This is a genomic window from Paraburkholderia phenazinium (genome assembly GCF_900100735.1).
Classification (GTDB): Bacteria; Pseudomonadota; Gammaproteobacteria; order Burkholderiales; family Burkholderiaceae; genus Paraburkholderia; species Paraburkholderia phenazinia.
On sequence record NZ_FNCJ01000002.1, the window covers coordinates 564,352 to 576,681 of the forward strand.

Consider the following 12,330-nt stretch of genomic DNA (forward strand, 5'->3'; position numbering starts at 1 on the left):
GCCATGAGCTTCGACCTCGAGACCGCCGCCAACCCAACAGGCCTGCGCCGGATAGCCATCGACCCGGTATCGCGCGTCGAAGGCCACGGCAAGGTGACGATCCTGCTCGACGACCAGCAGCATGTGCAGCAGGTGCGGCTCCATATCGTCGAATTTCGTGGCTTCGAGAAGTTCATCGAAGGCCGCCCCTACTGGGAAGTCCCGGTGATGGTGCAGCGTCTGTGCGGGATCTGCCCGGTGTCGCATCAACTGGCGGCATGCAAGGCGCTGGACCTTGTGGTCGGCGCGCGGCCCATCACTCGCAGTGCCGAGAAGATCCGCAGGCTGATGCACTACGGCCAGGTGATGCAATCGCATGCGCTGCATTTCTTCTATCTGGCGTCGCCCGACCTGCTGTTCGGGTTCGATTCGGATGTGAACCTGCGCAATATTGTGGGCGTGGTGCAGGCGCATCCCGACATTGCCAGAAAAGGCATTCTGTTGCGCAAGTTCGGTCAGGAACTGATTCGCGTCACTTCGGGCAAACGCATCCACGGCACCGGCTCGGTACCGGGCGGGATGAACAAGCATGTCAGCCGGGCGGATCGCGACATGCTCTACCGGGACGTCGATCAAATGATCGCGTGGGCGAGCGAAGCGGTGGACGTCGCCAAGCAGTTGCACGCGCAAAACCGCACACTGTATGACAGTTTCGGTAGCTTCCGCTCGAATATGCTGTCGCTGGTGCGCGCGGACGGCGCGATGGATCTCTACGATGGCGTGTTGCGCGCTCGCGATGCCGACGGGCAGATCATCTTCGACGGCGTCAACGACCAGCGCTACATGGACCTGATCGAGGAAGAAACGCGTTCCTGGACCTACATGAAGTTTCCGCATCTGCGCAGTCTGGGCCGCGATACTGGCTGGTATCGCGTCGGGCCGCTTGCACGAGTGCAGAACTGCGACTTCATCCCGAGCCCTCTGGCCGAGGCGCAGCGCAAGGAATTCATCGACTGGGGTAAAGGCGCTCCGGTTCATGCGACGCTCGCTTATCACTGGGCTCGCATGATCGAGGTGCTTCATACCGTGGAGGTGATCAGGGATCTGCTGGACGATCCGGACATCCTGCAAGGCGAGTTGATGGCCGGTGGCGAGCGTCAGGGCGGGGGCGTAGGCATCATCGAAGCGCCACGCGGCACGCTGATTCACGAGTACCGTGTGGGTGCCGACGATCTCGTCGCGATGTGCAATCTGATCGTCTCCACAACGCACAACAACCAGGCCATGAACGAGGCGGTGCGCTCGGTGGCGCGTGAGTATCTGGACGGCAAGGAACTGACCGAAGGCTTGCTCAATCGCATCGAAGTCGCCATTCGTGCTTTCGATCCATGCCTGTCATGCGCCACCCATGCATTGGGGCGCATGCCCCTGGACGTGGTGCTGCTGGGCGCCCACGGCGAGCCGCTCGACCATGTCACGAAGTCGTACGGCGGCGAAGTCGTGCATCAGTTGGCGGCATCCACGGGCCTTCGCGCATGAGCGCCCCGCTGCTCGTGTTCGGATGGGGCAACCTGAGCCGCGGCGACGACGCGCTCGGCGCCTTGTTCGTCCAGCAGCTAAGCACGCTGTCCGGGGCTGCAACCGGCATCCGGGTCGATTTTCTGGAGGACTATCAGCTACAGATCGAGCACGCACTCGACCTCGTGTCTCGCGAGCATGTGCTGTTCGTCGACGCCAGCCTCAGTTGCGCGGCCCCTTTTGAGGCGACCTCGCTGCGCGCATCGCGCGACGCCAGCTTTACGACTCACGCTATCTCGCCGGCGTCGGTGATGCAGGTATACCGCGAGCTTTACCGCGCTGAGCCTCCGCCATGTACGCTGCTGGCAATCCGTGGCATGCGTTTCGAACTGGGGGAGCCGCCAGGACGCGAAGCGCTCGAACATCTGGCGCAGGCGCTGGCGTGGGGGCAGGGCTGGTTGACAGCGCCTGGTTCGAGGCAGTAGCTGGGGGGGTATAACGCACTGCGCGGCACTGCGCCGCCAAGCGCGGCAAGCGTTGCGACTTCAAACGCCACGCGTAGCCTGGGCATGAGCCGACGGCGCATGCTCGGCAGGAATCAGAAGCACCGGACAAGTGGCCATGCGCACGAATCGCTCTGCGACGCTGCCAAGGAAAAGCCGCTGGAAGCCGCGCCGGCCATGCGTTCCCAGCACAACCAGATCGGCTTTCAGATCGGCTGCAGCGGCCAGGATGCTGTGTGCAATGCCATTGCCCACCGGCTCGACCTCGATGATCCGCGGGGCGCCGCGAACAGCGTGGCGAGTCATCGTCGACTGTGCTTCGGCTGTAATCCGGCTGCCTTCTTCGAAAAAGGCGTTTCGCAAGATCGACGGGTCGTAGCCGATTGAGTCATAGACCATTAGCGGGTTGTCGACGACATAAAGCGGTTGCAACTCCGCGCCGGTGTCTCGAGCAAGTGTCAAGGCGGCATCGAAGGCGCGCGCAGAAGTCTCGCTGCCATCCATCGCCACCAGAATGTGCTTGTACATACTGGCCTCGAAGAAGTTGCCGGATGTCTCGGTCACAGTCCGGATGCAGCATTTTCCTGCTAGCGGAGAGAGCCGTCTGTCCGTTGGAGGACGGTAATAGGCGTTCGAAAGGGCGTCCGAAAGTTCTCCGCTGCTTTGCCGGCGCGAGACGGTCCCGCAGCGTACAGACGTGCGCGCTGCTTGAGCGGAACATGCTTGGAGATTGGAACGTTGTGTCCATGAGGTTTTTACAGCCGGCATGGAAATCTGCGCCGCGTTTTGGATCGGCTTTGGATCGCGAACCACCTAAAGGGATCGATATGACTGCTGCAATGTGGGGAATCGTATTAGGAATGGGCTTGATGTTCGGCGCCTCGCTGTACCGGTACACGCACCAGCCGGTACGTCTGGCGCGTGCCACCTCGGCCAGACAGCGCACTCAGGACAGGTTGCGTGAGCATTACGGTCTGTAAAGCCGGATGCCACGCTGAAGCTTTCGATAGCACAAGCGTGCTATCGGGCAGAACCCGATACGCGCTCGAACTCGTTGAAGAGTTTAAGCAAGCGGGCTACGCGTTTCTTGCCATCGGGCAGCAGTGCCTGCTGTGCCTCCAGACACGCGACTCGCTGGCGCCAGTACGACATTGAGAGTGGATTACCTCGTTCGAGCAACGGGACGACGTATTCGAGATGCGCCAGATCTTTGGCGAATTCATGCAGTGACATGTTTTTCCTTGGGAGGCTGGTCAACGCCTCGACTGCACGATAGGCCGATTCAGACAGAGAGTCTGCACGTTACCGTACAAGTTGCGAGGCCGATTGCATCGCCTGAGGTAGTGGGGGCAACTGCGCTAAAGACACGTCGTGTAACGCCGGGCAGTTTGTACGCTGACGTACCGCTTCCCGAGTCGATCGAGCGTAGTCTCAGAGTCACTATCTAGAGAAGTGGAGGCCATCATGCTACGAAGAAAGTTTCTGTTCACAACACCCGGTTCGATCCTCGCGGTTGGGCTTGCAATGTCAGGTTGCACGATGACGGGCACGTCCGACGCCAGTAGCACGCAGATGGACAAGCGTCACAGTATCGACGCCGGTGTGGACTCGACCTTGGGGCGCCTCTACAACGCTGCAAACGGATCGCGCGAACTGGTTCAAAAGGCTCGTGGCGTGCTGGTGTTCCCGTCGGTCATCGACGCGGGATTCGGTGTCGGCGGCCAGTATGGCGAGGGCTCGCTGCGGGTCGGCGGCCATACCGTTGGGTACTACAGCACGGCAACCGGCTCGATCGGCTGGCAGATCGGTGCGCAGTCGAAGGCGATCGTCTTTCTGTTCATGACCGACGACTCGCTGGCGAAATTCCGCAACAGCGAAGGCTGGTCGGCGGGCGGCGATGCGTCGGTAGCATTGCTGAAGGTCGGAGCGAACGGCAACGTCGACACGACGACGGCAAGCAGTCAGGTGGACGCGTTCGTGCTGACCAACACCGGCCTGATGGCGGGCGCGACACTCGAAGGCACGAAGGTCAGCCGGCTCAAGACCCTGTAATGCGAGCGGGTCGTGGCTCGTACACGGCGCAAGCCGCCAACGAGCGAGGAGTGAATCATGCCTATGCTCACTAGTGCCGGTCCGCTGGTTTCACTGATCGCCGGCATTCTGATTCTTGTTGTGCCACGCCTGCTGAACTACATCGTGGCGATCTATCTGATTGTGATTGGACTGCTGGGGCTTTTCGGAAGCCACCTTCACTGAACGCGCGTTTTTCACCCGAGAGACGACGCGTCGAACCCGGTACCGCAAAGCAGAAACGGAGTGTCGAACATGTTGCGCAACATAGAGTTTTTGCAGGGATCCACCGTCAAGGCGAGCGACGGCGACGTCGGCACCGTCACGCAACTCTACTTCGATGACGAGGCGTGGGGCGTGCGCTACCTGGTGGTCGAAACGGGCGATTGGCTCAGAGACCGGCAGGTGCTGATTTCGCCGTATGCGGTTTTGCACGCGGACCCCGGTTCCAAAGAGGTGCACGTGAGACTCACGCGGCAACAGGTGCGCGATAGTCCGAACATCGACGCGCATAAGCCGGTGTCGCGCCAGCACGAGATTCAGTATCTGCGGTACTACGGCTATCCGACCTATTGGGGCGGAGCGAACGTCTGGGGGATGGGAGCCTATCCGGCCTTCGACGGCCTCTCTCCAACTGCCGCGCTGCCATTGGGCGCTTTCCCGGTGGTCGACCCGGACCCCGACGAGCCGCCGGCGGACGTCCATCTGCGCAGCACGGAAAGGGTGAAGGGCTACCACATCGAAACGGTCGACGGCACCATTGGCCACGTGTCAGGCTTCATCTTCGACGACGAGAGCTGGGTGATCCGCTACCTGAGCGTCGATACGCGCAACTGGTGGCCCGGCGGCAAGGAAGTTCTGCTGGCCACAGGGTGGATCGAGCTGATCGACTGGTTCGGCTCAACCGTTTCCACGACGCTGACGCGCGATGCCATCAAGCACAGCCCGGCGTACGACGACGCGATTCCGGTCGACCGGGACTACGAAATGGCGCTGCACGAGTTTTACGGCCGACAGGGCTATTGGTCCAATGAGAGGGCGGCAGCGCCGGATGAGCGCATAACCGCACCCTGAGTGCCGACGCCGGGGGGATTCCGGCCTTTTGCAGGTCACGCGCCTTTAACAGGTGCCGTGGCCTGTTTGTCTAAGTGGCGCTAGATCGCGCGCAGATCGGGCAACAGACGTTCGAATTCCCTTCTTACAACGCCGTAGCATTCGCAGACACGCTTTTCCAGCCCCGGCCTATCCAGTACCTCGATATGACCGTAGCTATAGCGGATCAAGCCTGCCTCCTGCAGTTTCATGGCGGCTTCGGTCACGCCGGGCCGGCGCACGCCGAGCATATTGGCGATCAGTTCCTGAGTCATCTTCAACTCGTTGGAAGGCAGCCTGTCAATGCTCAGAAGCAGCCAGCGGCACAACTGTTGATCGATCGAGTGATGCCGGTTGCAGACGGCGGTTTGCGCCATCTGGGTGATCAGCGCCTGGGTGTAGCGAAGCAGCAGTCGCTGCATCGGGCCGGCGCGATGGAACTCTTCCTTCAGCATGCGGGCGTCCAGCCGGTAGGCGTGTCCGGCGCTTTGTACGACGGCGCGGCTGGGGGTGGTTTCGCCACCCATAAAGAGCGCGATACCGACGAGCCCTTCGTTACCCACAATCGCGATCTCGGCCGATGCACCGTCTTCCATGACGTAGAGCAGCGAGATGATGGCGTTGGTGGGGAAATAGACGTGATCGAGGCGGTCACCGGATTCGTAGACGACCTGTCCCAGCGGCAACTCGACCGGTATGAGGTGCGGTTCGATGCGCTTCCACTCTGCTTCGGGCAAGACCGATAGCAGGTGATTTTCTTGGGGATGATGCGCGTTTGACATTGATGCGATCCCGGTGTGACCCTTATCCCATTATAAGGCACTTAGGCAAACACCGTTACGGCCATCGCGACGACGGTTGCCGCCATCATCGCCGTGGCGAGCCAACCCAGGACGCGCAGCAGCAGGGGTAAGGTGAATCCCCTCATGATGCTGGCGCGCATGGACAGATGCATCATTACCCCCATCACTGGGACGGCGACGATGCCGTTGAGCACGGCACTCCAGTACAGCGCCTTGACCGGATCGATAGCGGTGAAATTCAGCCCGACGCCGATAAGCGTTGCCGTGGCGATTACGCCATAAAAGGCCTTCGCTCGCAGAGGAAGGCGCGCGAGACCAACACGCCACGACAGCAGCTCGCCCACCGCATAGGCGGCCGAGCCCGCCAGCACGGGAACGGTTAGCATCCCTGTGCCGATAATTCCGGCGGCGAAAATCCCAAATGTGAAGGGCCCAGCCACGGCACGCAGCGCTTCAGCCGCCTGGGCGGAGGTCTGGATGTTGGTTATGCCGTGGGCATGCAGCGTCGCTGCGGTCGTTACCACGATAAAGAACGCAATGACGTTCGACAACGCCATACCCAGGTAAGTGTCGATCCGGATCCGCGAGAATTCCGCCTTTGCTTGCCACGGCGCGTGGGTCAGCGGATGCGCGCCGCGCCGTTCCCGCTGGTCGTCGACTTCCTGTTCGGCTTGCCAGAAGAATAAGTAGGGGCTGATGGTCGTGCCCATCACCGCGACGATCGCGACAATATAGTCGGGTTTGGTGGAGAGCGGCGGCCAGATGGTCGCCCAGCCCACTACTTGCCACGGCACCTTCACGACGAACGCGCAGATCACGTAGGCGAACAGCGACAGGCACAGCCATTTCAGAACCGAGACGTAGCGCGCATAGCGGGTAAAGACTTCCAGCGCGATCGACAGCAAGCCGAACAGGCAGACATACAGCAGCACGGGGCCCGAGATCAGAAGCTTGAGCGCGGCGCCCATCGCACCGAGGTCGGCACCGAGATTGATGACGTTTGCCAGCATCAGCAGGCTGACGACGCTAGTGGAGAGCCAGCGTGGATAGTGGCGGCGCAGATTGCCGGCAATGCCGTATCCGGTGACGCGGCCAATGCGCGCGCTGATTTCCTGAATGGCTGACATCAGCGGATAGCTGAGAAGCAAGGTCCAGGTGAGTCCATAGCCGAACTGGGCGCCGACCTGGGAATAGGTTGCGATCCCGCTTGGGTCGTCGTCGGAGGCGCCGGTAATGAGGCCGGGGCCCAGCGCGGCGAGCAATTTTGGCCGGGTCGGCTGCTGTTCCGGTTCGGGTATTGCCGTATCCATCTTCGGGTGGGCTCCGCTAACGCAACTGGACTAGACTGAACTGACGCCGAACACGCCGGCTGCCAAGTCACGCTCGCAATCGGCGTGCCACGCCGTGCCTTGCCCAGCACCATAGACACTGGACTTGCCGTTGCTCCGTCGCGTCACCCTGACTTGCCGTCGAACCTGTCCGGCACTGGCGTCAGCCGGGTTGGGATCCTCGTCATGGATATCGAAATCGCTGATATCGAAACCATGGCTTGCGAAAATCGATTCTGCGTCGGCTTGTTCGTCTTCGCTGAACTCATGAAAAAAATGCCTAGCCATGTGAACTCCCGGTTCCAGGATGAGTCGTAGCACGCTCCGGCGAACCGTAATCTACCTTGGGGCCGCCTTTCGCCACGATGCACGCTATTTGTTGGCGAGTCTGTACGTTAGCGTTCAACCTCGCGGTGGACGAGCGTGCGCCGGCCTCGCGAGGTTATTTGGCGATCCGAAATAATGGAGGCCGCTTGCCGGGATGCTGAACTTCTAACGGTCGCGGCGTGTTACGCGCTAAACTGGTGCTCTAGCAGTTTCCAGCGGTGCGCCATGAACGATTCCAAATACATCTCCGCGGCGCCCCTGCCGGCCACGGCTCCTCGAATCGTCGCGATCGGCGCATCCGCAGGCGGCCTTCACGCGCTGAGCCTGTTTTTCAGGGCCGCTACCCTGATCCCCAACGACGTAGCGTTTGTGATCGTCGTCCATCTCGCCCCTGACTCAACGAGTTATCTCCCGCACCTGCTGGCCAAAGACACGCCTTTACCCGTGTCCCTCATCGAGGATGGCGCCATGCTGCGTGCGGGACATATCTATGTGATCCCTCCCAAAGTATCGGTCGGTATCGAGCGGGACGCCTTCAGGCTGCACGCTGCCGTCGAGCGTCCTGCCATTCCCATGCCGATCGACGAGTTCTTCACGTCGCTGGCCGCGGACCAGCATGATCGCGCCATCGGGATTGTGCTCACTGGCGCCAACGCGGACGGCTCGGCCGGCCTGCGAGCCATCAAAGCCGAGGGCGGTATGGTGATGGCGCAAACGCCCGAATCCGCCGAGCATAGCGCGATGCCCGCCCACGCGATTGCGACGGGGCTGGTCGATTATGTGCTGCCGGTTGAAGACATGCCTGCAGCACTGTTCGATTACATCGCACGCTCAACCGTCACGGCAGCTCCGGGCGCTTTGGACAACGCGGACCCGGTCGACCTTGAACCGGTTCTTGGGGCGCTTGCCGAGGCCGGACTGGATTTCAGGGGATACAAGCGGGGCACGCTGGAACGTAGGGTTGCGCGGCGTATGTCCGTCAACAGAATCGACAGCCTCGACGTGTATTGCGAACTTCTGAAAACCCGGCCAGAGGAAGCGCAAGCACTGAGCCTCGATATGATGATCGGCGTCACGGAGTTCTTTCGCGATCCCGAGGCATGGAGCGCGCTCTCGGAGCGGGTCCTCACCCGCATTCTCGAAGAGCCCGAGGGCGAACAACCCATTCGCGTCTGGGTGCCGGGATGTGCGACAGGCGAAGAGGCCTACTCGATGGCCATGCTGCTGACCGAGGAACTCAAGAAGCGCCGCTCGACCCGAACTTTCATGATTCTGGCCTCTGACGTCAACCGCGCGGCGCTGGGACGCGCCCGGCAAGGCATTTATGCACCAGGCGTCGCCTTGCCGCTCGGCGAAGCGCGGCTCGAGCGTTTTTTTCAGGCCCATGAACAGGGCTACCAGATCCGCCAGGAGCTTCGCGAGACGGTTTTGTTCACTCCGCAGAACCTGATTGCCGATCCGCCGTTTTCCCGCGTGGACCTGATCAGTTGCCGGAACCTGCTGATCTATCTTGAACCGGAGGCCCAGCGGCGCGTGTTCGAGTTGTTCCACTTTGCACTCAATCCGATGCGCTACCTGTTTCTGGGACGCTCCGAGAGTACCGATCCCGATTCGAACCAGTTTCGGGAAGTGTCGCGGGCCTGGCGTATTTACCAGCGCAGTCCAGTCGTGGTTCCGGGCGTCTCCGGGTACCGGTTTTCTGCCAGAGCGGCACGCTCCGAGGAATTCCCACCCGCCAGTCGCATCGGCGTGCGCAGCAAGGGATATGCAGAACTGGTCAACACCGCGCTGCTCGAGGAGCACCATGGTGCATCGGTGCTGATCAACTCCGCTCATCAGGTGCTCTACGTGAGCGGCTCGACCGATGAGTACCTGACGCAGCCCGCGGGTGAGCCCACCGGAAATATTCTCGACATGGCGCGCGAAGGCCTGCGCCTCAAGCTGCGCATCGTCTTGCGCCGGGCGATTCAGGAGCGGGCCGCTACGCCAGTGAGCGAAGTTGTCTCCGACGGCGGTGCGGCGGCGGTGAAGATCACCGTGACGCGGTCATTCGACACGGCGCATGCAGGCAAGGCATTGCTCGTTATCTTCGCCCGTGTGCCGATGGTGGACCGCCCTTTGTCGCCACTGCCATCTGGTTTGGACTCCGACCTCTGGCACCTGGAGAGCGAGCTGCGCACGACGCAGGTGGAACTGGGCAGCACGATCGAGGAACTGGAAGAGAGCAATACGGATTTACGGGTATCGAACGAAGAAATTCTTTCCATCAATGAGGAATTGCGTTCGGCCAACGAGGAGCTCGAGACGTCGAAAGAAGAGCTGCAGGCAGTCAATGAGCAACTCAATGGCGTCAATTTTCAACTCGAGCTGAAAGTTCGTCAGTTGGAAATCCTGAATGAGGACGTGACGAATCTGCTTGCCAGCACGCAAATCGCAACGCTGATGCTTGACCAGCAGCGCGTGATCAGACGCTTTACGCCAGGCGCGGGGCGGATTCTGGGGCTCGCGCCGTCCGACATTGGACGCGTCGTCGTCGACGTTCTTGGCAACCCGCTCGCCGACGCTTTGCCGGAGGATGTCGAACGGGTCCTGATGGGATCGGACCCGCTGGTCGAGAAGGAAATCCAGACCGCGACCGCGCAATGGTATGTCCGGCGCATTACACCGTATCTGGCGATGGGCGGAAAACCGCCCGCTGGCGTGGTGGTGACATGGACTGATATTACGCATGTCAAACTGTCGGACGAACGCTCCCGGCGTCTTGCCGCGGTGGTTCAGGATTCGAACGATGCGGTAACGGTGTTTGACCTGAGGGGCCGCTTTATTGCCTGGAACAAGGCGGCCAGCGCCATGTATGGCTATAGCGAAGCCGAGGCGTTGCTGATGAGCGTCTCCGAAATGCTGCCAGGCGGCGCGAGGCAGGATCATCTCGACTTCATCCACCATGCAGCGAACAATGAGGCGCTGCATTCCTACGAGACCCAGCGTGTCACGAAAGACGGACGGGTGATTACGATCTGGATCACCTTGTCGGTGCTCTCTGACGGCTTGGGCAACGCCACAGCCATCGCGACAACGGAGCGCGATCTCACCAACCGGGGCGTGAGTAACGCGCAGCTTCGCGAACTGGCCGAGCGCCTCGCGCTGGCCGGCCGGCAAAACCGCTAGCGTCAGGCCTGCCGGTTTGCACGGTCAGGCGGTGCTTTTCGCTGGGTCCTTGTCGCGTAATGCGAGCACATGCTGCTTCGCCGCTTCGTTACCATGCGAAAGCGCGCGCAGTGCCAGTGTGAGCGCCAGTTGCGCCTCGTGAGCCACGGCGCCACGGTCCTGATCGAAGTGCTTGACGGCGCTGCGCAGATGCTGCGCGGCCTGCTCGTGAAGCTCGCCTGCGAGGGCATGATGCTGAGCTGCGTTCGTTTTGCCGTCGGCGGAGCCGGGCGCGGGAGGGACGACGAGCGGCGCACTGGCGGGGTGTTTGAGGGCGTCGTTCGCCTCGGCGATGGCGTGCAACGCATGACCATGCGCCATCACCGCCTGATGCGCGGCGTGGTTGAAGTCTTTGCCTTCCTCGAAATGCCGCGATGCTTCGCGGTGAAAACGTCCTGCTTGCTCGTGATGCGATGCTGCGGCTTCGAGGTGTTCCTTTTTACCGTGTTTCGTGTTCATGCCTGCTCCCATGTGGACAAAGCAATTTGACCAATGCGATTGACGGCGAATGGTATACGTCCTTCTATTTGATCACCTTTCCGCTCACCTGGGTGGAAAGCTGCGTATGTAACTGCTTCCGCGCGCCGAGGCGGCCCGACGCTTGCGTTGTGGACGCCGCGCACGCCCACGCGGCGTGCCGCGAAGCCCCTATGCCATTGCGTACATAGACCAGATGTTCTCTCAGAGATGGGTTAGCCGGCGGCATCCCGCTATCTTTGTGTCCACGCAGTCGTCCAGGCAGATGGCCGCGACGAACCCCCACCAGGTTTTGGAGACACGCATGAGTTCCGCCCACATCGTACCTTTGACGTTTCAGCGCGGGTCAATTCGGAGAATCCACGGGACGAGGCGATGAACCCTTATGCGTGCTGGATCATGAGGCCGGAGAGATGCCGGTCATAGACCCGTTCTTATGGCTCACGCCTGTGTGTTGACAATGCCCGTGGTCTGGCCCGAGGACAGCATCAATTGCACGAGCTCTGCCGTGGCTATCTGGATGGCCCCCTCAATCGCGCTTGCCTCGCCGTTCCCACTGAGCGCTTGCGCGTTCGCCGCGGCTTGCTGGTCTTGAGAGCCTTGCGTGCCCTGTGCCGCTTGCGATGATCCGTGCGGCTTCTGCCGTTCGACCTGCGCGAGCTCTGCCTGGAGCGATTTGATGAGTTGTTTCAGCTTCTCGATCGTCGAAGCGGTCGCGGAGCTGCTATTGCTCGCGCCACCGCCGCCCCCGCCACCGGCTCCACCTGCGTCCTGGCTTTTGTCTGTGCCCGAGGTGCTGGTGGTCGAACCCGTGCTGGTGCTGCTCGATGTGGCGCTGCCGCCGCTGCTGCTATTCGATGCCTGCGACGGATCGGTCGTGGCCGTCGTGGTGGTGGTTGCGGGCGTCGAGGTCGTTGCCTGCGTGGTGGCCGCGGTGTTGCTGACGGAGAGAGAGTTCTGGATCTGCATGGTCAGGGTAGGGTCCGTTGCGGTGGGTTAATAAAAACCGCCTAACGGGATAACGGC

14 protein-coding genes are annotated in these 12,330 nt (G+C 61.4%); 8 read left to right on the plus strand and 6 right to left on the minus strand.

From position 1 onward, the window contains the following. The first annotated feature begins 3 nt into the window (after window positions 1-3). Together BLQ92_RS06335 and BLQ92_RS06340 are read left to right on the plus strand one after the other, a co-directional pair. Window positions 4-1,518: a Ni/Fe hydrogenase subunit alpha gene (locus BLQ92_RS06335; RefSeq protein ID WP_090682625.1), complete on the plus strand. Its 1,515-nt coding sequence runs from the start codon at window positions 4-6 to the stop codon at window positions 1,516-1,518. Next, window positions 1,515-1,982, plus strand: coding sequence for a hydrogenase maturation protease (locus BLQ92_RS06340; protein ID WP_090682626.1), 468 nt, complete (start codon window positions 1,515-1,517; stop codon window positions 1,980-1,982). The genes BLQ92_RS06335 and BLQ92_RS06340 overlap by 4 nt, the downstream gene beginning before the upstream one ends. Window positions 1,983-2,042: 60 nt before the next feature. On the opposite strand, the gene BLQ92_RS06345 is transcribed toward BLQ92_RS06340, so the two are convergent. Beyond that, entirely contained in the window at window positions 2,043-2,528 is a 486-nt protein-coding gene (locus BLQ92_RS06345; protein ID WP_090682977.1) for a universal stress protein, read from the minus strand. A gap of 311 nt (window positions 2,529-2,839) precedes the next feature. Between BLQ92_RS06345 and BLQ92_RS39850 the strand changes: the two genes are divergently transcribed. After that, complete coding sequence (locus tag BLQ92_RS39850) at window positions 2,840-2,980, plus strand: hypothetical protein (RefSeq protein WP_175772124.1); 141 nt, start codon at window positions 2,840-2,842, stop codon at window positions 2,978-2,980. 40 nt (window positions 2,981-3,020) lie between these two features. Here the strand turns inward: BLQ92_RS39850 and BLQ92_RS06355 are convergent, their stop codons facing one another. Then, window positions 3,021-3,233: a hypothetical protein gene (locus BLQ92_RS06355; RefSeq protein ID WP_090682629.1), complete on the minus strand. Its 213-nt coding sequence runs from the start codon at window positions 3,231-3,233 to the stop codon at window positions 3,021-3,023. 231 nt (window positions 3,234-3,464) lie between these two features. Here BLQ92_RS06355 and BLQ92_RS06360 point away from each other — a divergent pair, with 231 nt between their 5' ends. The 3 genes from BLQ92_RS06360 (at window position 3,465) to BLQ92_RS06370 (ending at window position 5,144) form a co-directional block, all read left to right on the plus strand. Beyond that, complete coding sequence (locus BLQ92_RS06360; protein WP_090682631.1) at window positions 3,465-4,052, plus strand: BPSL1445 family SYLF domain-containing lipoprotein; 588 nt, start codon at window positions 3,465-3,467, stop codon at window positions 4,050-4,052. A gap of 57 nt (window positions 4,053-4,109) precedes the next feature. Further along, window positions 4,110-4,256 carry a DUF3096 domain-containing protein gene (locus BLQ92_RS06365; RefSeq protein WP_090682633.1) on the plus strand — a complete coding sequence of 49 codons (147 nt, stop codon included), beginning with the start codon at window positions 4,110-4,112 and terminating at the stop codon, window positions 4,254-4,256. Between the two features lie 69 nt (window positions 4,257-4,325). After that, window positions 4,326-5,144, plus strand: a complete 819-nt coding sequence (locus tag BLQ92_RS06370; protein WP_090682635.1) for a PRC-barrel domain-containing protein — start codon at window positions 4,326-4,328, stop codon at window positions 5,142-5,144. A gap of 80 nt (window positions 5,145-5,224) precedes the next feature. On the opposite strand, the gene BLQ92_RS06375 is transcribed toward BLQ92_RS06370, so the two are convergent. The 3 genes from BLQ92_RS06375 to BLQ92_RS06385 are packed head-to-tail and all read right to left on the minus strand — an operon-like array spanning window position 5,225 to window position 7,581. Then, complete coding sequence (locus tag BLQ92_RS06375; RefSeq protein WP_090682636.1) at window positions 5,225-5,944, minus strand: Crp/Fnr family transcriptional regulator; 720 nt, start codon at window positions 5,942-5,944, stop codon at window positions 5,225-5,227. Between the two features lie 41 nt (window positions 5,945-5,985). Continuing rightward, window positions 5,986-7,275 carry an NRAMP family divalent metal transporter gene (locus BLQ92_RS06380; RefSeq protein ID WP_090682638.1) on the minus strand — a complete coding sequence of 430 codons (1,290 nt, stop codon included), beginning with the start codon at window positions 7,273-7,275 and terminating at the stop codon, window positions 5,986-5,988. A 30-nt stretch (window positions 7,276-7,305) separates the two neighbouring features. Then, complete coding sequence (locus tag BLQ92_RS06385) at window positions 7,306-7,581, minus strand: hypothetical protein (protein ID WP_090682640.1); 276 nt, start codon at window positions 7,579-7,581, stop codon at window positions 7,306-7,308. A 264-nt stretch (window positions 7,582-7,845) separates the two neighbouring features. On the opposite strand from BLQ92_RS06385, the gene BLQ92_RS06390 reads away from it, so the two are divergent. Next, window positions 7,846-10,788, plus strand: a complete 2,943-nt coding sequence (locus BLQ92_RS06390; RefSeq protein ID WP_090682641.1) for a chemotaxis protein CheB — start codon at window positions 7,846-7,848, stop codon at window positions 10,786-10,788. 24 nt (window positions 10,789-10,812) lie between these two features. Here the strand turns inward: BLQ92_RS06390 and BLQ92_RS06395 are convergent, their stop codons facing one another. Further along, window positions 10,813-11,286 carry a hypothetical protein gene (locus BLQ92_RS06395; RefSeq protein WP_090682643.1) on the minus strand — a complete coding sequence of 158 codons (474 nt, stop codon included), beginning with the start codon at window positions 11,284-11,286 and terminating at the stop codon, window positions 10,813-10,815. 697 nt (window positions 11,287-11,983) lie between these two features. Here BLQ92_RS06395 and BLQ92_RS39855 point away from each other — a divergent pair. Continuing rightward, the gene (locus BLQ92_RS39855; protein WP_175772123.1) at window positions 11,984-12,304 is read left to right on the plus strand and encodes a hypothetical protein; all 321 of its coding nucleotides are present in this window, start codon (window positions 11,984-11,986) and stop codon (window positions 12,302-12,304) included. Window positions 12,305-12,330: the final 26 nt, after the last annotated feature.

Bases quoted from the DNA above. Each gene is read 5' to 3' on its own strand.
- BLQ92_RS06380 (WP_090682638.1), bottom strand. From the start codon at position 7,275: ATGGATACGGCAATACCCGAACCGGAACAGCAGCCGACCCGGCCAAAA.
- BLQ92_RS06370 (WP_090682635.1), top strand. From the start codon at position 4,326: ATGTTGCGCAACATAGAGTTTTTGCAGGGATCCACCGTCAAGGCGAGC.
- BLQ92_RS06355 (WP_090682629.1), bottom strand. From the start codon at position 3,233: ATGTCACTGCATGAATTCGCCAAAGATCTGGCGCATCTCGAATACGTC.
- BLQ92_RS06335 (WP_090682625.1), top strand. From the start codon at position 4: ATGAGCTTCGACCTCGAGACCGCCGCCAACCCAACAGGCCTGCGCCGG.
- BLQ92_RS39855 (WP_175772123.1), top strand. From the start codon at position 11,984: ATGAGTTGTTTCAGCTTCTCGATCGTCGAAGCGGTCGCGGAGCTGCTA.
- BLQ92_RS06395 (WP_090682643.1), bottom strand. From the start codon at position 11,286: ATGAACACGAAACACGGTAAAAAGGAACACCTCGAAGCCGCAGCATCG.
- BLQ92_RS06390 (WP_090682641.1), top strand. From the start codon at position 7,846: ATGAACGATTCCAAATACATCTCCGCGGCGCCCCTGCCGGCCACGGCT.
- BLQ92_RS06345 (WP_090682977.1), bottom strand. From the start codon at position 2,528: ATGTACAAGCACATTCTGGTGGCGATGGATGGCAGCGAGACTTCTGCG.
- BLQ92_RS06365 (WP_090682633.1), top strand. From the start codon at position 4,110: ATGCCTATGCTCACTAGTGCCGGTCCGCTGGTTTCACTGATCGCCGGC.
- BLQ92_RS06360 (WP_090682631.1), top strand. From the start codon at position 3,465: ATGCTACGAAGAAAGTTTCTGTTCACAACACCCGGTTCGATCCTCGCG.
- BLQ92_RS06385 (WP_090682640.1), bottom strand. From the start codon at position 7,581: ATGGCTAGGCATTTTTTTCATGAGTTCAGCGAAGACGAACAAGCCGAC.
- BLQ92_RS39850 (WP_175772124.1), top strand. From the start codon at position 2,840: ATGTGGGGAATCGTATTAGGAATGGGCTTGATGTTCGGCGCCTCGCTG.
- BLQ92_RS06340 (WP_090682626.1), top strand. From the start codon at position 1,515: ATGAGCGCCCCGCTGCTCGTGTTCGGATGGGGCAACCTGAGCCGCGGC.
- BLQ92_RS06375 (WP_090682636.1), bottom strand. From the start codon at position 5,944: ATGTCAAACGCGCATCATCCCCAAGAAAATCACCTGCTATCGGTCTTG.